At 43.0% G+C, this 23,139-nt stretch carries 16 protein-coding genes; 11 read left to right on the forward strand and 5 right to left on the reverse strand.

The window, feature by feature from the left end:
- Window positions 1-4 precede the first annotated feature (4 nt).
- The 6 genes from CHA01nite_RS00790 to CHA01nite_RS00815 all read left to right on the forward strand — a co-directional run bounded on the left by CHA01nite_RS00790 (window position 5) and on the right by CHA01nite_RS00815 (window position 8,532).
- Window positions 5-1,543, forward strand: coding sequence for a RagB/SusD family nutrient uptake outer membrane protein (locus tag CHA01nite_RS00790; RefSeq protein ID WP_146939317.1), 1,539 nt, complete (start codon window positions 5-7; stop codon window positions 1,541-1,543).
- A gap of 18 nt (window positions 1,544-1,561) precedes the next feature.
- On the forward strand, window positions 1,562-2,422 hold the full coding sequence (locus tag CHA01nite_RS00795) for a hypothetical protein (protein WP_146939318.1): 861 nt from the start codon (window positions 1,562-1,564) through the stop codon (window positions 2,420-2,422).
- Between the two features lie 6 nt (window positions 2,423-2,428).
- Window positions 2,429-3,898 (forward strand): glycoside hydrolase family 30 protein, encoded by a 1,470-nt coding sequence (locus CHA01nite_RS00800; RefSeq protein ID WP_146939319.1) that lies wholly within the window; start codon window positions 2,429-2,431, stop codon window positions 3,896-3,898.
- Window positions 3,899-3,906: 8 nt separating this feature from the next.
- Window positions 3,907-6,129, forward strand: coding sequence for a glycoside hydrolase family 3 N-terminal domain-containing protein (locus tag CHA01nite_RS00805; protein ID WP_146939320.1), 2,223 nt, complete (start codon window positions 3,907-3,909; stop codon window positions 6,127-6,129).
- Between the two features lie 94 nt (window positions 6,130-6,223).
- Complete coding sequence (locus CHA01nite_RS00810; RefSeq protein ID WP_146939321.1) at window positions 6,224-7,027, forward strand: glycoside hydrolase family 16 protein; 804 nt, start codon at window positions 6,224-6,226, stop codon at window positions 7,025-7,027.
- A gap of 65 nt (window positions 7,028-7,092) precedes the next feature.
- Window positions 7,093-8,532 (forward strand): glycoside hydrolase family 30 protein, encoded by a 1,440-nt coding sequence (locus CHA01nite_RS00815; protein WP_146939322.1) that lies wholly within the window; start codon window positions 7,093-7,095, stop codon window positions 8,530-8,532.
- A gap of 71 nt (window positions 8,533-8,603) precedes the next feature.
- Here CHA01nite_RS00815 and CHA01nite_RS00820 read toward each other — a convergent pair whose 3' ends face one another.
- The 3 genes from CHA01nite_RS00820 to CHA01nite_RS00830 all read right to left on the reverse strand — a co-directional run bounded on the left by CHA01nite_RS00820 (window position 8,604) and on the right by CHA01nite_RS00830 (window position 10,980).
- Complete coding sequence (locus CHA01nite_RS00820) at window positions 8,604-9,680, reverse strand: hypothetical protein (RefSeq protein ID WP_146939323.1); 1,077 nt, start codon at window positions 9,678-9,680, stop codon at window positions 8,604-8,606.
- Window positions 9,681-9,749: 69 nt separating this feature from the next.
- Window positions 9,750-10,559, reverse strand: coding sequence for an enoyl-ACP reductase FabI (locus tag CHA01nite_RS00825; protein WP_146939324.1), 810 nt, complete (start codon window positions 10,557-10,559; stop codon window positions 9,750-9,752).
- Window positions 10,560-10,680: 121 nt separating this feature from the next.
- Window positions 10,681-10,980, reverse strand: a complete 300-nt coding sequence (locus CHA01nite_RS00830; protein ID WP_146939325.1) for a hypothetical protein — start codon at window positions 10,978-10,980, stop codon at window positions 10,681-10,683.
- 552 nt (window positions 10,981-11,532) lie between these two features.
- On the opposite strand from CHA01nite_RS00830, the gene CHA01nite_RS00835 reads away from it, so the two are divergent.
- The gene (locus CHA01nite_RS00835; protein WP_146939326.1) at window positions 11,533-12,906 is read left to right on the forward strand and encodes a phage tail-like protein; all 1,374 of its coding nucleotides are present in this window, start codon (window positions 11,533-11,535) and stop codon (window positions 12,904-12,906) included.
- 297 nt (window positions 12,907-13,203) lie between these two features.
- On the opposite strand, the gene CHA01nite_RS00840 is transcribed toward CHA01nite_RS00835, so the two are convergent.
- Window positions 13,204-14,058, reverse strand: coding sequence for a nucleoside phosphorylase (locus CHA01nite_RS00840; RefSeq protein ID WP_146939327.1), 855 nt, complete (start codon window positions 14,056-14,058; stop codon window positions 13,204-13,206).
- Window positions 14,059-14,354: 296 nt separating this feature from the next.
- Between CHA01nite_RS00840 and CHA01nite_RS00845 the strand changes: the two genes are divergently transcribed.
- The 3 genes from CHA01nite_RS00845 (at window position 14,355) to CHA01nite_RS00855 (ending at window position 19,674) form a co-directional block, all read left to right on the forward strand.
- Window positions 14,355-16,184 (forward strand): cytochrome-c peroxidase, encoded by a 1,830-nt coding sequence (locus tag CHA01nite_RS00845; protein ID WP_146939328.1) that lies wholly within the window; start codon window positions 14,355-14,357, stop codon window positions 16,182-16,184.
- Between the two features lie 389 nt (window positions 16,185-16,573).
- Complete coding sequence (locus CHA01nite_RS00850; RefSeq protein WP_146939329.1) at window positions 16,574-18,718, forward strand: PhoX family protein; 2,145 nt, start codon at window positions 16,574-16,576, stop codon at window positions 18,716-18,718.
- Between the two features lie 56 nt (window positions 18,719-18,774).
- Entirely contained in the window at window positions 18,775-19,674 is a 900-nt protein-coding gene (locus tag CHA01nite_RS00855) for a leucine-rich repeat domain-containing protein (protein ID WP_146939330.1), read from the forward strand.
- Between the two features lie 76 nt (window positions 19,675-19,750).
- On the opposite strand, the gene CHA01nite_RS00860 is transcribed toward CHA01nite_RS00855, so the two are convergent.
- Entirely contained in the window at window positions 19,751-20,074 is a 324-nt protein-coding gene (locus CHA01nite_RS00860; protein WP_146939331.1) for a translation initiation factor, read from the reverse strand.
- Between the two features lie 143 nt (window positions 20,075-20,217).
- Between CHA01nite_RS00860 and CHA01nite_RS00865 the strand changes: the two genes are divergently transcribed.
- Window positions 20,218-22,953 (forward strand): sodium-translocating pyrophosphatase, encoded by a 2,736-nt coding sequence (locus CHA01nite_RS00865; protein WP_146939332.1) that lies wholly within the window; start codon window positions 20,218-20,220, stop codon window positions 22,951-22,953.
- Window positions 22,954-23,139: the final 186 nt, after the last annotated feature.

The following is a 23,139-nucleotide window of genomic DNA, read 5'->3' on the forward strand; positions in this document are numbered from 1 at the left end:
AAAAATGAAAAATAAAAAATTTATATATAAAAGTATTTCTGTTCTGATGCTGGCAGGTATTGGTCTTGGCGCAGTATCTTGTAATAACAGCAATTTAGAGGACGTAAAGAATACAGGAACATTCGATACGGATAATTATTACCAAAATGAAGAACAGTCTTTTTCAGCGTTGGTGTCTACTTATGATATGCTGAGAAAATATTCCGGAGGTTTTGAAAATATGGTGACTTTTTTCAATGCAGCATCAGATGACTTTTATTCCGGTGGAGGAAATTCATCTGACGGAGCAGGAATACAGGGCTTTTCAAACTATTCCCTGAATCCCGTTATCATGCCGGCAAGCTATTGGAAAGATTATTACCAGGGTATTGCTAAAGCTAATATCTTAATAGACAGGGTTCCGAATGCTAAAATGGATGATCAGAAAAAAAAGAGATTCATTGCTGAAGCAAAAGTTCTAAGATCATTATATTATTTTGAGCTGGTAAGGATATTTAAAAATATTCCTCTTATAACCAAGCCTATTCTGGCAACGGACGATTATTACAATATTCCACAGGAAGATCCGGCAAAAGTATATAACCAGATAGAGGCCGATATTGTATCGGCAATCAGTGACCTGCCTTTAAATATTGCTTCAGATAGTGAGAAAGGGAGAATTACCCAAGGAGCAGCACGCGCTATATTAGGAAAAATTTATCTGTATGATAAGAAGTATAACCTGGCTGCAGCCGAACTGCAACAGGTCAATGGAACTCCTGGAGGAACAAGCCAATACGGATATGCACTGGTTCCGAACTTTGCAAGTCTTTGGGTGGTTGATAATAAATTTACAACTGAATCTATTCTTGAAGTCAATCATACAACCAAAGGAAATGGAACCTGGGCAAATTGGGGAAATGGAAAAGATGAAGGGAACTCTATTAATGTAATGTTGGGAATTATTTCCTATGGACGTAAAACGACAACACCTAATAATGATGCTCCCAGCATTTATTCCGGTTGGGGTTTCAATCCTGTAACAGAAGATCTTTTTAATTTCATGCAGGGTGACCCACGTTTAAATGCAACTATTTTCAATGGGAAAATACTGAAAGAACAGGATAAAATTACTTACTCACCAGGATTCAGAGATACCGGATATTTCTTAAATAAATTCTTACCGAGAACTTCTGATATAACTCCGGGAGCAGGCAATGTAGACCTGAATTTCCGTCAGAACTATATGGTTATCAGACTTGCGGATACTTATCTGATGGAAGCAGAAGCTTTAAATGGTTCAGGATCGAGAGCGCAGGCATTGCTTGATGCTGTTAGAGCAAGAGTTGGTTTGGCATCAGTTCCGGTTTCAATGCAGGCGATCAAAGATGAAAGGAGAAGAGAATTGGCAGGAGAAGGACATCGATGGTTTGATCTGGTAAGATGGGGAGATGCACCGGCAAAATTAGGAGCGAGAGGCTTTACTGCGGGTAAAAATGAAATTCTTCCGATACCTTTTAATGAATTAATCAATACTGCCTTGAAACAAAACCCTGGCTACTAACTCAATAAACATTAAGAAATGATTACGAAATATATCAGCAAAAGTTTACTATTAGCTCCTGCAATGCTTTTCTTTGCAAGCTGTACCCCGGATACCGTCGATGGTGACGGAAACGGTATTGTGCAGGGACCTTTGGATGCATCTTTCAAGATTACCAAAACCTCAGAAAACCATTATTCAATAAAAAGAAATTTCAATAACTATCTGATGTCAAAATGGAATATTGATGATGATGGTTTTAATACTGGCAAAGAAGAGGAAAAAATATTCTTGCCAGATGCAGGCACGTATGTGATCCAACATCAGGCTATAGGCGTCGGAGGAGCTTTGGGAGGAACGGCTAGCGAAACAGTGGTTGTTCCGACTTCAGATCCGATTGCCGGTAATATGATCCAGGGAGGAAGATTTGATACGCCGGATGAAGCCGCAAAATGGTCGATCCATAAAATTAGTGCTTCAGGAGCGCAGTGGGTCATAGGAAATGGTACAGGCGTAGCAACAATTGTAGCAAACGGAAGCAATCAGCAGGGAATTTATCAGGCTGTAAATGTAGTGGCAGGACAGAAATATTCCATTGACCTGGTAGCAGAATCACAAACTCCATTGATAAATACCTGGTTTGAAGTATATGTACTAAACTCAGTTCCGGTAGATGGACAGGATATCAACGGTACGGTTTACAGAAACATCAATACCTGGGATGGTTGCGGAACAAGTAAGTTTAAAGGAAGAGTTTCCTCTATAGGATGTAATGGCTCTAAAAATGGCGGAGTCTATACGGCAACGACTACTGGAACAGTTTATTTGGAAATTAAATGCGGGGGAGGAACTGTTAACAGCTTAAAAGTTGACAAAGTTGAATTCCGTAGAATGCAATAATTTGATATGAAATCACAACATTCATATAGTTTCGTACTTAGAAGTGCTGCACTCTGCGGTGTAGCGCTTCTTTCTTTTTTAAGCTGCAGCAGTACGTCTTCGGATCTGGCCAGTAATGGAGATAATTCCGGCAACGGCAACGGTGGAAATACCACCGGGGATCCCGTACAGATGTGGCTCACAAAAGGGGACCAGTCGGTGAAACTACAACAACAGGGCACCGCTTACTTTTCAGGAGCTGTAAGCTCAGGAACAACCATAGAGATCGATCCGGCACAGGTTTTCCAGACCGTCGACGGTTTCGGATATACCCTTACCGGAGGAAGTGTACAGGTAATCAACCAGCTGAGTGCAGCCAAGAAGCAGGAATTGCTGAATGACCTGTTCAGCAGCTCGGGAATCGGCATCAGTTACCTGAGGATCAGTATCGGAGCTTCGGATCTGAACAGCGAAGTCTTTTCGTATGACGATATGCCGGCAGGACAGACCGATCCGACGCTTGCTCAGTTCAGCCTTACCAAAGATCAGGCGGTCATTCAGATGCTGAAAGATATCCTGATGATCAATCCGAACATTAAAATCCTGGCGACTCCATGGTCGCCGCCAGTCTGGATGAAAGACAACGGCAATACAATGGGCGGAAGCTTAAAGCCCGAATATTATGGGACTTATGCACAGTATTTTGTAAAATACATCCAGGCCATGCAGGCCCAGGGGATTAAAATCGATGCCGTTACCCCTCAGAACGAACCTCTGCACCCGGGCAACAACCCGAGCATGTACATGACGTCAGGCAATCAGACCACGTTTATTAAAGCGAATTTAGGCCCTGCATTCCAGGCAGCCAACCTTACCACCAAAATTATTGCTTACGATCACAACTGCGACGACCCGGCTTATCCGCTGGCCGTTCTGAATGATCCGGCCGCCAATCCTTATGTGGACGGATCGGCTTTCCACCTCTATGCAGGAAATATTTCGGCCTTGGGAACGGTCCATGACCTGTTCCCGAATAAGAATGTTTATTTTACAGAACAATGGACCAGTTCCACCGGAAGTTTCTCGGGAGATTTGGATTGGCACGTAAAAAACATTATTATTGGGTCCATGAGAAACTGGAGTAGAACAGCTTTGGAATGGAATGTTGCTAACGATGCGTCTTTCGGCCCTCACACACCGGGCGGCTGTACACAGTGTAAAGGAGCCATTACCATTACCGGAGGCAGCAGCTACGATAAAAATGTAGCCTACTACATCATTGCCCATGCGTCAAAATTTGTTCCGGTAAACTCACAGAGGATTGCTTCCACGCAAGGCGATAACCTTTCGACGGTTGCTTTTAAAACACCGGCAGGAAAAACGGTATTGATTGTCCAGAACAGCAATTCCGTAGAGAAAGCATTTAATATTAAATATAACCAGAAAACAGCGTCCGTAAACATTCCTGGAATTTCAACGGCAACCTATATCTTTTAACAGATCCTATGAAGAGAATTTATTTCGTTTTGGCATTTACAGCATTCGGGTTCAATGCATTCGGACAGAAGACCATTGATCAGAAAGTATCTGCTCTATTGTCGAAAATGACGTTGGAGGAAAAAGTCGGGCAGCTTGTTCAGTACAGTGGTTTTGAATATGCAACCGGCCCTCAGAATTCCAGTTCTGCAAACGTCTTAAATGAAATAAAGCAGGGCAAAGTAGGTTCCATGCTCAACGTAGCCGGAGCTGTAGAAACCCGGAAATTCCAGGAGCTCGCCTTAAGATCAAGGCTGAAAATCCCTTTGCTGTTCGGCCAGGACGTGATCCATGGCTACCGGACAACTTTTCCGGTAAATCTGGGACAGGCGGCAAGCTGGGACCTGAAATTAATAGAAAAGTCGGAACGGATAGCTGCTACCGAAGCTTCGGCTTACGGCATCCACTGGACCTTTGCACCGATGGTCGATATCGCCCGTGATCCGAGATGGGGAAGGGTGATGGAAGGCTCCGGCGAAGATACCTATCTGGGTATGCAGATCGGTCTGGCAAGGATCAGAGGATTTCAGGGAAAGGGCCTGGGTGCCCTTGATGCTATAATGGCCTGCGCCAAACATTTTGCAGCATACGGAGCAGCAGTCGGCGGCAGAGATTATAATTCCGTAGACATGAGCCTGAGACAACTGAATGAAACGTATCTGCCTCCTTTTAAAGCCGCTGCAGAAGCCGGAGTAGCTACTTTTATGAATTCCTTTAACGATATCAACGGGATTCCGGCAACAGCCAACCGTTATATCCTGAGGGATTTATTAAAAGGAAAATGGAATTATCAGGGTTTTGTAGTTTCGGACTGGGGAAGCATCGGTGAAATGGTTCCGCACGGCTATGCAAAAGACAATAAGGAAGCTGCCGAAAAAGCCCTTCTTGCAGGAAGCGATATGGATATGGAAAGCCGGGCTTATATGGCAGAGCTTCCCAAACTCGTTCAGGAAGGAAAAGTAGATCCGAAGCTGATTGATGAGGCCGCCAGACGGATTTTAATTAAAAAATTCGAAATGGGCCTGTTTGATGACCCTTACCGGTTCAGCAATGAAAAAAGACAGCAGGAACAGACCGATAATCAGGAGAACCGGAAATTCGGAAGAGTGTTCGGATCTAAAAGTATCGTTCTTCTTAAAAATGAAAAAAATATCCTACCTCTTTCAAAATCGACGAAGACGGTTGCTTTGATCGGGCCCTTCGGAAAAGAAACGTCTGCCAATCATGGTTTCTGGTCGGTTGCCTTTAAAGATGACCATCAGAGAATCGTAACACAGTTTGACGGGATTAAAAATCAGCTGGATAAAAATTCTACCTTATTGTATGCAAAAGGCTGCAATGCAGACGATCAGGATCGCTCCATGTTCGCCGAAGCCGTAGAAACGGCCAGGAAAGCGGATGTGGTGATCATGACCCTGGGAGAAGGCCATGCCATGAGCGGTGAAGCCAAAAGCCGGAGCAATATCCATTTTTCAGGGGTTCAGGAAGAACTGTTGAAAGAAATTGAAAAAACCGGGAAACCGGTGATTCTGATGATCAATGCCGGAAGGCCATTGGTTTTTGACTGGGCAGCAGATCATGTCCCGGCTATCCTCTACACCTGGTGGCTGGGAACGGAAGCAGGAAATTCCATTGCCGATGTGCTTTTCGGAACGGTAAATCCGGGTGGAAAACTGCCGATGACTTTTCCGAGAACAGAAGGACAGATCCCGGTATACTACAACCATTACAATACGGGAAGGCCGGCGAAAAACAATACCGACAGGAATTATGTGTCAGCCTACATCGATCTTGATAACGATCCTAAATTCCCGTTTGGGTATGGTTTAAGCTATACTCAGTTTAAATATGCCGATATGAATCTCAGTTCAGCGAACCTTAAAGGAAGTCAGACCCTAAAAATCAGCGTCAGTGTTTCCAATACTGGAAATTACGATGGGGAAGAGGTCGTACAGCTTTATATCCGGGATATTTTCGGAAAAGTGGTAAGGCCGGTAAAGGAACTGAAAGGTTTTGAAAAGGTGTTTATTAAAAAAGGGGAAACCAAAACCGTTACTTTTACTTTAACCCCGGAAAACCTGAAATTCTATGATGATCAGCTGAATTACGATTGGGAAGCAGGCGAATTCGACATCATGGTCGGAACCGATTCTCGGAACGTTCAGACAAAAAGAATCAACTGGTTAAAATAAATACAGATTTTATTTACTGAAAGCGGGATGAAACCCGCTTTTGGCGGCAAAAGACTTAAGCTTAAATTTTGAATTTTAAATCCGAAATCGATTCATGAAACTCCAACCCTTTATTCATCTGGTAATCGGCGGAACGCTCCTGCTGTCCGTGACAGGCTGTGCTTCAAACAGACCGGACCGAAGCAGAAAACTGATCTGGAGCGATGAGTTCAATATTCAAGGATTGCCCGATGCAACAAAATGGAACTATGATACCGGCGGCAGCGGATTCGGAAATGAGGAAGCCCAGTTTTATACCCGGGAACGTCCGGAAAATGCACGGGTTGAAAACGGAAAGCTGATTATCGAAGCACGGAGAGAAAACCGTGAAAATAAAAAATATACTTCGGCAAGACTGTTGACAAAAGGCAAGTTTTCTTTCCGGTACGGAACCGTTGAAGTAAGGGCCAAATTGCCTGAAGGACGCGGAACCTGGCCTGCGGTTTGGATGATGAGCGAGGGTATGAAAAAATGGCCGGATGACGGTGAACTCGATATAATGGAGCATGTCGGCTATCATCAGGGCTACATTCACGCTTCGGTTCATACGAAAAAGTACAACCACATCATGCAGACCCAAAAAACCGATACCCTGTTTGTAAAAGACGCAAGCGAAGAATTCCATGTCTACAAAGCAGAATGGTCACCGGAGAAAATTGACGTTTATGTGGATGATAAGAAATTTTTTACCTACGCAAACAAGGAAAAGTCCTATGATGCCTGGCCCTTCGATAAACCGTATTTTCTGATCTTAAATCTGGCCATCGGTGGATTCTGGGGTGGCAAAGAAGGAATCGATGACACCATTTTTCCGCAAAAATTTGAAATCGATTATGTAAGGGTCTATCAGCATAAATAATTAAATAGTACAGAGAAGTCTTTCTGAAATAAGAAAGATGAATGATAAAAATAAGAAATGATATAATGAAGAGATTAGTCGTGAGCTGCCTGATGATTGGAACAGCATTCAACGTCCAGGCACAGGATTACTGGAAAAAAAATGCCGGTAAGACCGCAAAAGTAATTCTTACCAATTCCGGAACAAAAGAGAAAATGGCAGATAAAGGCATGGTGAAATTTGAAAAGATGGATCAGCCGAAAGAAACGGATGCCTGTATATTTGTGGACCCGGATTTTAAATACCAGAAACTGATAGGCATCGGCGGGGCCATTACCGACGCTTCCGCAGAAACGTTTTACAAGTTGCCTAAAGCAAAACAGAAAGAAATTCTTGAAGCTTATTACGGGAAAAATGGTCTGGGATATACCGTCGTCCGTACCAATATGAATTCCTGTGACTTTTCCAGCGATTCCTATACCTATGTCGACGAAAATGACAAAGCATTGAAATCCTTTAATGTGGCGCATGACGAAAAATATAAGATCCCGATGGTTAAAGAAGCACAGAAGCTGATCGGAAAGGATTTTACCTTTTATTTTTCACCGTGGAGCCCGCCGGCCTGGATGAAATCCAACAAAAGCATGCTGAAAGGCGGAAGGCTGGAGAATACGTTTTACCAGACCTGGGCCGATTATTACATCCGGTTCATTAAAGAATATGAAAAAAGAGGCATCAATGTATGGGGACTGACGGTACAGAATGAGCCCATGGCCACACAGACGTGGGAATCCTGTATCTACACCGCACAGGAAGAGGGGGAGTTCCTGAAAAACAATCTGGGACCTACCCTTTGGAAAAACGGCTTCAGAGATAAAAAAGTGATGATCTGGGACCATAACCGTGACCTGATCTACCAGAGAGCCACGACCACCCTAGGCGACCCCGAAACTTCAAAGTATGCAGCAGGAATCGGCTATCACTGGTATGAAACCTGGAACAACAAAACCCAGCTTTTCGATAACCTTACGGAAACCCAAAGGGCTTTCCCGGATAAATTCCTGGCCTTTACCGAAGGCTGTAAGGAGCAGTTCGACCTGTCTAAAATTTACGACGTTAAACTGGGTGAGCTGTACGGAAGGAATATGCTGAACGATTTCAATAAAGGAACGGCTTTATGGACGGATTGGAACGTTCTTCTTGACGAAACCGGCGGACCGAACCATGTGGGGAATTTCTGTTTTGCCCCGATTATTGCCGATACGAAAACCGGCGAAGTTCATTATACCTACGAATATTATTATGTCGGCCATGTTTCGAAATTCATCCGGCCCAATGCTGTAAGAATAGGAAGCTCATCAAACAGAATAGCGTTGACTTCCTCTACTTTCATGAACCAGAACGGACAGTTGGTTACCGTCATCATGAATGATTCGGATAACGATATCGATACCAACCTGTGGATCGAAGGGATGGCAGCAAAATTAAACGCACCGGCCCACTCGATACAGACGGTGATTTTATAAAGAGCACTTCATGTTAACATTTATTTTTTAGGAATCTGCGGCACCGATAATGTCGCAGATTTCATTTTTAATTATTCTCTATGTAATTCCATCCATTCTTTTATAGTGCCTTCACCGCCAACTCCTTTTATATAATATTTTTCCTTTTCTTTTTTTATACTAAATTTAGCGGAATCAGATTTACAATGTTCTTCTGCATCATTATAATAGATCTGAAAAATTTTATTGTGTTCTTTTAGAACGTATTTCCCATTACAGGTTATGGGTTCATGATAGGTACTGGTCTCTAGTATGACTTCATTCCCGCTTATTTTGAATGAATAACTGATTGAGGCCATTCCTGTAGTTGTAGGTTCCGTTTCAACACTGATAGAATAATTACCGTCGATACTTGAAAAATGTTTATGGCCGCTAACCTGTAAACTTGCTTTATAATATCTGAAAGTTTCTAAATCATCATTGGTTACTTTTATTCCGATATGATCATCACCGAACCAGGCTGTATCTATAACCTTGAAATTACTTGACGAATAGCTTCTGTATTCCGTTAATGTTTTTTTATCAGATCCGATTTTTAATATACCGATGAAACTTTTATTTTGATCATAGATATAATTGTAGTGATATACCAGATATTTTGTCATAGGAGAAACCACCGGATTTTCTACCTTATCATCTCCAGGTGATATGATGCTGTAAAAAAAAGAATTGGATGTATTAATCAAGTTGAGTTCACTAAATCCCAAATTATCACTTAAACTATTTTCGGAAAAGGCGTACATGTTTAAGGTAGGATAAAATCCCAAATAATGATATTGCTTTTCCCCTTCTTTTACGGTGGGTGTCATTTCTTTTAATTGAAGGGTTTTATTTTTAACATTCAATAAATAATTATGATTTCTTTTTTTTACGGGAAAATCTGTAATAAAATTAGCTTCAATTTTCAAATTGTTGTATTCATTCTCAGTAATTTCTACAAAATTCAATACGGGAACCGATTCAAAGTTTTCGGATGATCCAACTTCGAGATGTTTTAAATCATTAATATCAATAAATGCTTTCTGAACCGAAAATTCAGATTTTGTTTCTTTTTTATTACAGTTAATCAAAACAGCCGTTAATAAAATAATCTGTGCAATATTTTTCATTTTATTTGACAATAAAAAAAACCAAAGCAGTTATACTTTGGTTTATATGGGAAACTAATGATTAATGAATTACTCAGCATCATATTTGCGGATCACTTTCTGGGTAACGCCTGAGCTACTGAAACCTCCGTCATGGAAAAGGTTCTGCATGGTTACCTTCCTGGTAAGATCGGAGAAGAGAGACACACAGTAGTCCGCACATTCAAGCGCCGTTGCATTCCCAAGCGGAGACATATCTTCTGCATAACCCAGGAAATTTCCGAAGCCTTTTACGCCGCTTCCTGCCGTCGTAGGCGTAGGAGACTGCGAAACCGTGTTGACACGCACTTTTCTTTCACCCCAATAGTTCCCGAAAGTCCTTGCAATACTTTCCAGGTATGCTTTATTGTCGGACATATCGTTGTAATCAGGGAAGGTTCTCTGCGCAGCAATATAGGTCAGTGCCAGGATGCTTCCCCATTCGTTCATACAGTTTTTCTCATAAGCTACCCTCATTACTTTATGGAAGGAAACCGCGGAGATATCCCAGCCTTTTTCCAACCAGTCATAGTTCATTTCAGTATAGTGTTTTCCCTTTCTCACATTCACGGACATCCCGATGGAGTGCAGGATAAAATCAATTTTTCCAAATTTGGCTATAGCGGCATCAAAAAGCTTTTCAAGATCTTCAAGAGAAGTGGCATCAGCCCCGATTACTTCAGAACCCGTTTTTTCTGCTAAACCGTTAAGTTCCCCCATTCTCAAAGCGATAGGAGCGTTGGATAAGATAAATTCAGCACCTTCTTCATGACATCTTTCTGCAACTTTCCATGCGATCGATTGTTCATTAAGGGCTCCAAAAATAATTCCCTTTTTGCCTTTAAGTAAACCGTATGACATAATTTTTTAATGTTTATTTTGATACAAATGTAGCAATAATTTGTGTTTAGAGCATAATAAAAAACGGAGCCTTCGCTAAAAAGGCTCCGTTTTTCTTGAAAATATTTATATGACTGAAATTTTAGTTGGTTTTTTTGTTCCATTCTGCTTTTGCATCTTCTGCAGCGTCTTTGGTTTTTTCCCATGCATCGTTTGCTTTGTCCTTGATATCATCCCATGCATCAGAGGCGTTGTTCTTTACTCTGTCCAGCCAGTCTTCATGGGTAGCTTCCTCGTCATTGGATCTTTTTTCATTGATATAATCCTTTGCTTTATCAGAAAGTTCCTCAACTTTCCATTTCGCATTATCTGCCGCATTTTTCAAAGAATTTTCAGTGTTGTCTACTGCATTTTCTGCTTTGTTGTATTCTGAATTGTTCATAATGTTGATATTTTGTTGTGTTGCTGTACATCAAACAATAACTATTCCTAAAATTTCGTGGTACTGTTAAAATTTTCATAAAGTTCAGATTTGTGCTGAATGGTCTGATATGGGGTATTCTCAAAACATTCCCTAATCATAAGATATATCGAAATGACAAAACCTGATGGTATAATCATTTATGAATGTAAATTCCATGTATATAAATTATTATGAATGAATAAAATCTATGCTCTGGTATTTGAATGCTTATTTATTGCAATTTTATGAGCCATATTACACGATATGTAAATTTAATTATATTCAATTAAATTGTTTATTTATTATTAAAAATAAAATATATAAATAAATAAAAATCGCCTTTTAATGTCTTATTATGAGGGTTTATTATAGAATTAATTCTATAAAAAACAATTTAAATCACTGTTTATGCGAGTATTAAATGGAATGAGATTAAGTAAAAAATATGAAATGATGATATTTTAAAAATATTAGGTTTTTATTAAATATTTTATATATTTGCAGCCGGAAACTATAACCTAAAATATACACATGTATACAAACTCCAAATTTCAGATCGCATTAACGGCCTCTTTACTTTTAAATTTTAATTTTTTGCTTTGTCAGGTGGGAATAGGAACCACCACCCCGGATCCTTCTTCGATCCTGGATATTAAATCCACAAACAAAGGGGTTCTTCTCCCTGGTATCGCCATAACTTCGCTCACCGATCATTTAACCATAGCCTCCCCGGCAAACGGATTGATTATCTGGAATAATGGGTTGGGAGGGATTGCAGATACCGGATTGTATTACTGGAACAACCAGAAATGGAACAAAATTTCCAGTGCAGCTAGCCAAGGTGCGGTTGCTTCCGGCAGTTCAGGAAATGCATGGAACAATTCTGCTACCAATAGCGGGAACAATACAGGATCCGGAACAAATCTTTCCCTCGGAACCAATACCTATGACGACCTTATTTTTAAGGTGAATTCTGTAAAATCCGGAAGATTGGGAACCGACAATTCTATAAGCCTCGGCCTAGGTGCCAATGCGGGACAAAACGGTATTGCCATCGGAATGTCCGGTTCTGCTTATCAGGGGGTATCAGTCGGAAATGAAGCATCGGTAACAGCCAATGACGGGCTTGCGATAGGAAATAAGGCCTTTGCAGCCGCCTATAAGTCGAATGCCATCGGATATAATGCCAAAACCAATAAGAATGAATCGACCGCGGTGGGAAATAATTCTTTTGCCGACGGATTCCAGTCTACTGCCATCGGATATAACGCCAAAACCACCGCTAACGAGTCTGCTGCATTGGGAAATAATGCACAGGCGGCAGGATTTCAGTCGGTCGCTGCGGGTTACGGCGCCAAAACAAATTCCAACAGTGAAACGGCAGTCGGGTATTATGCTTTAACAAACGGCCAGAATTCTACCGCTGTGGGTTCAGGAGCTTCAGCCACAGGACAGCAATCCACAGCGATCGGATACAATGCAGCTACCTCACAATACAATGCCATTGTTTTAGGGGACAGCAATGCCAATATCGGGATCGGAACCTCCACCCCAAATACAACCGCCAGGCTGGATGTAAGCGGGCAGTATAAATTGGGAAATCAGGGAACCATCCAGAAAAACCAGATCAGCTTCGAGGCATGGCCCGGAGTTTCCATACACAATCTTCCGAGCGGTAAATCCGTAACGATGAATATTGCTATTCCCCCAACGATGCTTCCGGGATCCACTAAAGCAACCCTTACCGTAACGCCGGCAGGAGATTTTGCAGGAAATTCCACCTTCTCGATTTCAAATCCCAGGATGACGTCAACTTCCAATATCACGGTTAATCTAACCAATATCTCTGCTAATGCGGAAAGCTTATATTCTTCCCACTTCTACATTATGATTAATGAATTCTAGAAATTCAGATATTGCATTTCTGGCCCGGAGACCGGTAAGATATACTGTAACGGTACATAATAAAAAAGGATTTCAACAATTTGAAATCCTTTTTTATTATCAATTTAATCAGGTTCGATTTATACGTTTTGCATTCAATCTATTTATGGAATGGCTATACGGATAAACTTTCTTGTCAGGTTAAATATAATTTTATCATCCTGTCGGTCGTCATCAAAATCCATCTTTTTCGAAAAACCGGTAATTTCTAATATTCAAGAATACTTTGTGACCAGACAAGTCATATAATAACTCGTCTTATTTAATAATCCTGTCCAATACCCATTCGATCAGGTTCTTTTCGGAAGCGTGATGATCGGCGGAGAATTCGCCGCGTCTCCTGTTGGCAATAACATTGTTTACCGTAATGGCTTTATGGCCCAACATCTTGGATAAGGCATAGATGGCCGAGGTTTCCATTTCGAAATTGGTAACCCCTAGATCGTTCAGGGTTTCCAGGAACTGGTCATCAACCGCTTTTAAACGCAGCTGTCTGCCCTGTGGCGCATAAAACCCCGGGAAAGTAGCGGTATTCCCATGGTATCTGGCATCTTTATACAGTTCGCCCAGCTCTTCCGCCCATTCCGAAAAATACAGCATCGGTTTAATTTTTTCATAAGGAAAGCGGTCTGAAAAGTTTTTAGAGAATTCGTTTTCAAACGCATAATCCTGATAAAAATGCATCAGGCCATCCAGTCCTACGACGTTTTGGGTAACCAGCATATTATCCACCTGTACTTCAGGGTTTACGCTTCCGCAGGTTCCCATCCGGAAAAGCTGCAACGCCGTATGCTCCGTTTTGAATTCTTTGTTCTGAAGATCGATATTTACCAGTGCATCCAGCTCATTCATCACGATGTCGATATTTTCCGTACCGATTCCCGTGGACATTACGGTAATTCTTTCCCCGCGCAACGTTCCCGTATGCGTATAAAATTCCCTTTTGTTCTTCCGGATTTCCACCGTGTCAAAATATTTGGAGACTTTGGCCACCCGGTCCGGATCACCGACCAGGATTACTTTTCCGGCAATATCTTCCGGTAATAGGTTCAGATGATAAACACTTCCGTCTTCGTTCAGCACCAGTTCTGAAGCTGCAAGTTTATTGAGCATAATTGTTTTTTTTATCGTTTAAAATGAAAATTGTTGTTCACTAAAATCCTCCCGCCATATACTTCATCATTGTTCAGAGAGAGCCTGTACAGAATAGGCTGTTTCAGTAATGAATGTGATTTCGGGGTTTAAAATTAATAAAAAAAATTATATGGCAGGCGTGTTTAAGCATATTTTGCACGTCCTGTTGAATTAGCAAGAAATTCAGACAGGCCTGTAAACATTATTTAATCCAAATTTAAAACTGAGGTAATACTTTAGCGGCGGGCGATTCATAGTTTTGCGCAAAAATGATCATGAGGTTTTATCCTTTGGCACTTGCTGCTGTACTGACCGGTTTTGCGGTCATGTCTTTTAACCCGGTGGATAAGGGATTTAAAAATGAAAATACAGCGGTCATCCGGGGACTGACTGATTTCAGAACAAAAATAGAGACTTTAAAATCTGACGCTCACGATTTTGCCGACGGCAATATATCTCTTGAAAAACTTCGCGAATCCCTGCGCAACACAAGAAATTCCTTCAAGGAAACCGAGTTTTATATAGCGTATCATTATCCTGAATTTACCAAAACCAGGCTGAATGCAGCACCATTGTTTCATATCGAAGCAGCCGGTACAAAAGCATATACTTTGCCGCCGGAAGGCCTGCAGGTTCTGGATGAGCTGGTTTTTTCCGATGAAGCGGAAGATAAGAAAGAAGAAATCAAAACCATTAGCGATTTTTTATACAACTCCTACGCCGCTTTCTACCAGAGTGCCCTTAAGAACGGCCTGAGCCTGGGAAGCAACAAGACGCTGCCGCTCAGAATCGAACTCGTCAGGATCTACAGTCTTGGAATTACAGGATTCGATACCCCCGGGTCACTGAATGTTTCCGAAGAGGCGGCCCATGCTTTTTCAGGAATGAGAAAATACCTTAATGATGAACCTTATTTCAGAAACTACAATACCCGGAAAGCCGATGCCCTCCTGACGGAAGGGATGGATTATCTGTCAAAGAATACGGATTTCGAGACCTTTGACAGGATTGAGTTTTATAAAAAATATATTCATCCCCTGTATGAGGAACTGGGCAGCTGGGACGGACGAAGCGATGACCTGAAAGAATTCTCCGGCTGGAATGTGAATAACAAGAACCTGTTCAGCAGTGATTTTCTGGATCCGTATTTTTATACTTTGCTGAAAAAGGAAGATGACAGCCCGGAACTGAGGAAGCTGGGAAAAGAAATTTTTTATGACCGGAATATCAGCGAAAACGGAAAAATGAGCTGTGCCACCTGCCACCTGCCGGAAAATGCATTTACCGACCTGCAGGTAAAATCCCCCGGTAATGTGGAAGGTAAAACCGTCCTGAGAAATTCCCCGACGCTATATAATGCCGTTTTTGCCAAAAGATTCTTTTATGACCTGAGGGCTTTCTACCTGGAACAGCAGGCCGAGCACGTTATTTACAACAAAGATGAATTCAATACCAGCTATGAAAGCATCATCAGAAAACTGAAGGCCAGACCGGAATACCGGAAAGCTTTTAAGGCAGCTTATAAAAACGGCGATATCAACAAAGAAAATTTCTCAAAAGCATTGAGTTCCTATGTGGCTTCCCTGTATTCATACGACAGCGATTTCGACCGGTTTATGCGGAATGAAAAAGAAATTTCTCCTGATGCCGCAAAAGGATTCAATCTGTTTATGGGGAAGGCGAATTGCGCCACCTGTCATTTTGTACCGACGTTCTCCGGATTGGTTCCGCCATTATTTAACGAAAATGAATCGGAAGTGCTCGGGATCACCGCAAAGCCGCTCAGCCGAAAGCCGTTTGAGCTTGATTCGGACAAGGGAAGAATCAACAGCCCCGTGAAAAAAGAAAATTCCTGGATTTATGAAAACTCCTTCAAAACCGTAACGGTACGTAACATTGCCCTTACAAAACCGTATTTTCATAATGGCGCCTTCAATTCTTTGGAGGAAGTATTGGATTTTTATAATGACGGAGGTGGTGAAGGTCTCGGGATGAATGTGAAAAACCAAACCCTGGCTCCTGACAAATTGAATCTTACCAAAACGGAAATCAGGCAGATCATAGCTTTCTTAAATTCCCTGACGGACATCAGCCAAGCGAAATAGGAAAGGAGGATATTGAATAGTGAGCCTCACTTGGCTGGTGAATTTTAAAATCATTTTGCGATATTTTTCCGCAATGTTTTTCATTTGCCACTCCAAACTTCTATTAGATTATTTATATGGGACATAGCAAAAAAAATCAGTGATTGCCTCGGAGGGGCTTTCATGATTATAGTCCATGGTAAAACACCGGTTAAAAAGGCAGGTAATCGGTAGAATGTAAATCCTGAAGTTAAAATTTTAATCTTTTTTTAATTTAACATAAAATTCATTTAAGTAACATTAGGTTTTCCATTAATTAATATTTCCCGGAATTTATTTAAACTCCTATTCACAGAGGCTTCGGGACAATCGGATAGCTTTGCAGAGTCTAATTCAATCGAAATTTGAAAATGAAAAGAAAACTACTTACCGTTGCAGCTCTTGCAATGATTACAGGCTCTCTGATGAATGCCCAGACCTATGTCTTCAACAAAAACGCTTCCTGGAAATACAATGATGGGAATACCGCATTGGTAGCCCAATGGAAAGATGCCAATTATGATGTTTCAGGATGGGCGCAGGGGAACGGCCCGCTGGGATACGGTGATCCGGTAACCACTACGACCGCTAATAACCTGGTTACCGCTTATTTTGCCAAAGATTTCACCGTCAATCTCAATGACCTTTCGACAACGATGGAACTCGGCGTAATGAGAGATGACGGAATCGTCGTTTATCTTAACGGGGAAGAAGTGGTAAGGGACAATATGCCTTCGGGAACCATTACCTTCAATACCTGGGCCAGCACCACCATCGGCGGCTCTGCAGAAGAGGTGTATAATGTCTTTTCGATCCCGAAATCCAAATTTGTCAACGGAACCAACAGGATTTCCATCGAACTTCACAACCGGGATGCTTCCAGTTCAGATTTAAGGGTAGATGCTTATCTTAAAACAACGGCTGCCGTGACGCCGGTAGCGTGTAATGCCCTTCACATCAGCTGCTTTACTTCCATCGTTCCCACGGCCCAGACCGGTAAGCTGATTATTCCTGCCGAACATAAATACCAGCTGATCCTGAAAGAAGGCGACAATTACACCGAAGGCGGCGGCCTGGTAGGGGGACAGAATGATTTTACCGCTTACGTTCCTAAAAATGCCAGCAGTACAAACGGATACCTCTCCGTAAATCACGAAACGAATCCGGGAGGGGTCACGATGGCGGAGATCAATTACAATGCTTCAACCAAACTTTGGCAGCTGACGAGATCAAGAGCCGTAAGCTTTTCATCACCCAGCCTGGTGCAGACCATCAGGAACTGTTCGGGAGGCGTAACGCCTTGGGGAACGGTGGTTACTGCAGAAGAGCAGACGACTTCCAGCGATGTAAACGCAGACGGAATGAAAGACTATGGCTGGCTGGTAGAGATCGATCCGGCAACCGCTCAGGTGATTTCCCAGAACGCTGACGGATCGAAGGGCAAGCTCTGGCAAATGGGAATCATGAACCATGAAAACGTCGTGGTCAACAGTGCCGGAACCATCGCTTATTACGGGGAAGACGGAGGAACCCACATGGTTTACAAATACGTTATGGATACCCCGAATAATCTTTCTTCAGGGAATCTTTACGTTTTGAAGCTGGATCAGGGATTAAGCAACGGCGATCCGGTAGCCACTACAGCCACATGGATCCAGGTGCCGAATAAAACGAAAGCCGACCAGAACAATACACAGACTCTGGCCCAGTCTCTAGGCGGAACTTCCTTCAACGGGATTGAGGATGTGGACATCAGCCCGATCGACGGGAAAGTTTACTTTACCGCTAAAGGACTCAATAAAGTCTACAGGCTTCAGGACAACGGAAGCACGGCTTCACAGGTTGAGACTTTTGTAGGAGGACTTACCACCAACTATTCTTTCAATACCGCTCAGGGAACAAAAACGGAAGCATGGGGTGACGGAAACGATAACCTGACCTTTGACGAGCTAGGAAACCTCTGGGTACTTCAGGACGGCGGTAAAAATTACATCTGGGTTGTAGCTCCGGATCACACACAGGCCAATCCGAAAGTAAAACTTTTTGCTTCCATGCCGGCAGGTTCGGAACCTACGGGGCTTACCTTTACACCGGATTATAAATTCGGATTCTTCTCCGTGCAGCATCCGGATTCCACGATCTCTACCGATGTGGATGCTACAGGGAATACCATCGATTACAAAGGTAAATCGGCTACCGTTGTGGTTGCGCTGAAAAACAACCTGGGAACAGCCGGTACCCTGGGAACCATCGATGCCCAATCGGAAAATACGGTAACGGTAGCGCCGAACCCGACTTCAGGAATGGTAAAGATCAATTCTCCGAAAGGCCTGAAAAACATCCTGGTGACAGCTTACAGCATCGACGGAAAAATCGTGTTTACCCAGAAATATTCGGGAACCCAGAAAATGCTGGACCTGGATTTTACCCAACAGCTTGAGGCCTCCAGAGTTCTGATACTGAATATAGAAGCGGAAGGAGGATTCCAGCAGACCGTAAAATTGCTTAAAAAATAACTTATTAATATTTACACTGCTGCCGGCAATAGTTTTTGCCGGTAGTTTTTTTATATATGAAAAAGATTGTTATTATCCTTGCTCTGGTCGTTCTTTCACAGGCAAAAGCGCAGATCGATCCAGTAAAGTACCCGACCTACACGAATATCGATGATGCGCTGAAAAGCGGACAGCCCGTCTACAGCATAAGCCTCAGAGGAAAAAAGATGTTTAATCTGCCGGCAGAAATTCAGAAATTGCCGTCTGTCTTTTTCCTGAACCTGATGGAAAATAATTTTGAGAAGATGGATGAATCGATCTTCAGTTTAAAGGAACTGACGATCTTGAACCTCAGCGAAAACAGCATCAAATATATTCCGGATGAAATCGCATCCCTTCAGAAACTGGAAAGCCTTTCTTTCAGCCTGAACAGCTTGACCGGCATCAATCCGAAGCTTGCAGGACTTCACCTGCTGAAAGTTATTCATCTGGATGCCAATAACCTGAATGTATTCCCGGAAGCGTTGCTTGAAATTTCCGGTTTAGAAGAGATTAACCTGCAGGGAAACCAGATCAGCTTTGTTACAAAGGATTTGGATAAAATAAAAAGCCTGAAATCATTAAACCTGGCTTCCAATCAGATCAACGATATGGATGGTCTCCGCTTTCCTGAATCCCTGAAGTATCTGGAACTGCAGCAGAATTCAATAGCGGTACTTCCTGAAAGAATATACCGTCTGAAAAACCTTGAATTTTTAAATGTCGGTCAGAATAACATCCGGGAAATTTCACCGGAGGTAAAAGGATTGAAAAATGTGGTCAGCATCAACCTGGCCAACAATCGATTGAAGGATCTTCCAGGGGAATTCTCGAAGCTGAAAAATCTCAAAACCCTCATCCTAACCGGGAATCCGATCGGAAAATCCACCCTTGAAAAGCTGAAAGCGCTTCTGCCGGGAACGCAGATTTATTTTTAAAGTCAGGAAGAGGGGTGCTGGATACCGGGAGTTTTTCAAGGTTAATTGCCCTGCAAAGCAGAATTCGCCATGCACCTTATCCGCCGACTCTCTTGGTCCTATAGCCCATATCTTTCAGGATCTCCATGATCCTATCGCGGTTGTCTCCCTGGATGATAATCGTACCGTCTTTTTCAGACCCGCCGATTCCCAAGGTCGTCTTGATCTTCTTTGAGATCTTTTTAAGCTCCTCTTCGCTGCCTTCCCAGCCTTCGACAACCGTCACCGGTTTCCCGTTCCTGCCTTTCTTTTCAAATTTGCATACCAGCGGTTCTTTTTGTTTAAACTGTTCTTCGGGCATCTCGAAATCCTGCTCTTCATGCTCAGGAAAAAGGTTTTTCAGTTGGTCTCTTAAATCCATGCATCAAAATTAATAATTATTTGCATTAAAGAAAATAATAAACCCGAATTAAAACGGTCCCTGCAAACCGGTATGATATTTTAATGGATGATAATCATAAAATGAGTATATTTAGTAATCTTTTACCAAAAAAATATTAAACTATGGATCTATTTGTATTAATCCCCATTTTCGGGATTGCTGCGCTGGTGTATACCTTTCTCCAGAGCAATTGGGTGAATAAGCAGGATGCCGGAGATGAAAAAATGAAACTGATCAGCGGACATATTGCTGACGGAGCCATGGCTTTTCTGAAAGCCGAGTACAAGGTATTGGCATATTTCGTTGCGATTGTTGCCGTTCTTCTCGCCATCATGGGCATGAGCAATGCCAATTCACATTGGACCATCGGGATCGCCTTCGTCTTCGGAGCTGTGTTCTCTGCGGCAGCCGGTTTTATCGGAATGAAGATCGCCACCACAGCCAATGTTCGGACAGCCCAGGCTGCAAAAACATCACTTTCCAGCGCACTGAAAGTTTCTTTCACCGGCGGCTCTGTGATGGGTATGGGCGTCGCTGGATTAGCCGTTCTTGGATTGGGGTCCCTGTTCCTGATTATCCGTCAGATTTTTGCCGCGGGCGCTCCTGTTGATTCCCACGAAATGGAAAGAACCATTGAGATCCTTACCGGATTTTCTCTGGGAGCAGAATCCATTGCGCTTTTTGCAAGAGTAGGTGGCGGGATCTACACGAAGGCTGCCGATGTCGGAGCGGATTTGGTAGGAAAAGTAGAAGCGGGGATTCCGGAAGATGATCCGAGGAATCCCGCAACCATTGCAGATAATGTAGGCGATAATGTAGGCGATGTGGCCGGGATGGGAGCCGATCTGTTCGGTTCGTATGTTGCCACGGTACTGGCTACCATGGTTCTAGGCAGGGAAACGGTTTCAGTAGACGCCTTTGATGGGTTTGCACCGATCCTGCTGCCGATGCTGATTGCCGGAACAGGAATTGTTTTCTCGATGGTAGGTACTTTGTTTGTAAGAATTAACGATAATGAAGAGGCCTCCACCTCCAGCGTGCAGAATGCACTGAATCTCGGGAACTGGGGAAGCATTGTCATCACAGCGATTGCTTCTTATTTTCTGGTGACCTATATCCTGCCGGATAAGATGGTGCTGAGAGGTCATGAATTTACCAAAATGGGTGTCTTTGGGGCCATTATGGTCGGACTTGTTGTCGGAACTTTAATGAGTATCATCACCGAATATTATACGGCTATTGGGAAAAGACCGGTTTCAAGCATTGTCAGACAGTCTTCTACCGGGCACGCGACCAACATCATCGGCGGGCTTTCGGTTGGGATGGAATCTACTTTACTGCCGGTTATCGTACTGGCAGGCGGAATTTACGGATCTTATCTTTGCGCCGGATTATACGGAGTTGCGATTGCCGCAGCTGGTATGATGGCAACAACCGCCATGCAGCTTGCTATCGATGCCTTCGGGCCTATTGCCGACAATGCGGGTGGTATTGCAGAGATGAGTGAACTGCCGAAAGAAGTCCGTGAAAAAACCGATATCCTGGATGCGGTAGGAAATACGACCGCAGCTACAGGAAAGGGATTTGCAATCGCTTCTGCGGCATTAACGGCTCTTGCTTTGTTTGCCGCATTCGTGGGTATTGCAGGAATCGACGGGATCGATATCTACCGGGCTGATGTTCTTGCCGGATTGTTTATCGGCGGAATGATCCCTTTTATATTTTCATCACTTGCGATTACTGCAGTAGGACAGGCGGCCATGGCCATGGTGGAAGAGGTGAGAAGGCAGTTCCGCGAAATTCCGGGAATCCTGGAAGGTAAAGCCCAGCCGGAGTATGAAAAATGTGTTGCGATTTCCACAGATGCTTCCATCAGGAAAATGATGATGCCGGGAGCCATTGCAATAATTTCCCCGCTGCTGATCGGATTTATTTTCGGGCCCGAAGTATTGGGCGGATTTTTGGCAGGTGCCACGGTATGCGGGGTGCTGATGGGTATGTTCCAGAATAACGCCGGAGGTGCCTGGGATAATGCAAAGAAATCTTTTGAAAAAGGAGCGAACATCAACGGGCAGACCTATTACAAAGGTTCCGAGCCTCATAAAGCTTCCGTAACCGGTGACACGGTAGGTGATCCGTTTAAGGATACTTCCGGGCCTTCGATGAATATCCTGATTAAACTGATGTCGATCGTATCGCTGGTAATTGCGCCGACTTTAGCGGTCATGCACAAAGATAAAATTGAAGCCAACCGCAAGGCGAAGCTGGAAGCCTTAACGGGAACTTCCGGTACAGCAACCGTTAACCCTGTTACAGCAACCGCACCTGGAGTTGCTGCACTACCGGAAGTAAAAGGGTACCTGAATGAAAACGGGGATTTTGTTTATGATACCGGAGCGGTGACAGAAGTGGAACTCAAGGATGGGAAAAGAATAAAAATCGGTGAAGGCAGCCAGCTGTATCAACTGTACAATGCAGTTAACACTAAAGATCAGGCAGTACTGGATCCGAATAAATGGTACACCATCGAAAACCTGTATTTTGAAACCGGATCGGCTGACCTGAGGCCGGGTTCCGAGACCCAGCTGCTGAATCTGGTAGAGCTTTTAAATGCTTATCCGACCATGAAGATTAAGTTGGGAGGTTACACGGATGACAGCGGCAACGAGGAAAGCAACCAGAAACTTTCCAACCTGAGAGCACAGACGGCAAAGCTTAAATTACTGGAACTCGGTATAGGCGGCGACAGGGTAGAGGCGGAAGGCTACGGCTCCCAGCACCCGATTTGTGCAGCCAACGATACCGACGAATGTATGGCGAAAAACAGAAGGATTGACATAAGGGTTCTGTCTCTGTAATCCTGATAATATATCTACTGAAAGCACTGCCAAAAAGCAGTGCTTTTAATTTTACCGCAAAAGTCACAAAAGCATTTTTTTAATTTACGTAGACAGTTAAGTTCTCAAAATAAAAAATCTTTGATTTTTAATCTTAGGTGTTCTTACATATCCGCAATCCTTTAACCTAAAATCTTATGTGACTCA

It is taken from the genome of Chryseobacterium hagamense (assembly GCF_007991455.1).
Lineage (GTDB): Bacteria > Bacteroidota > Bacteroidia > Flavobacteriales > Weeksellaceae > Chryseobacterium > Chryseobacterium hagamense.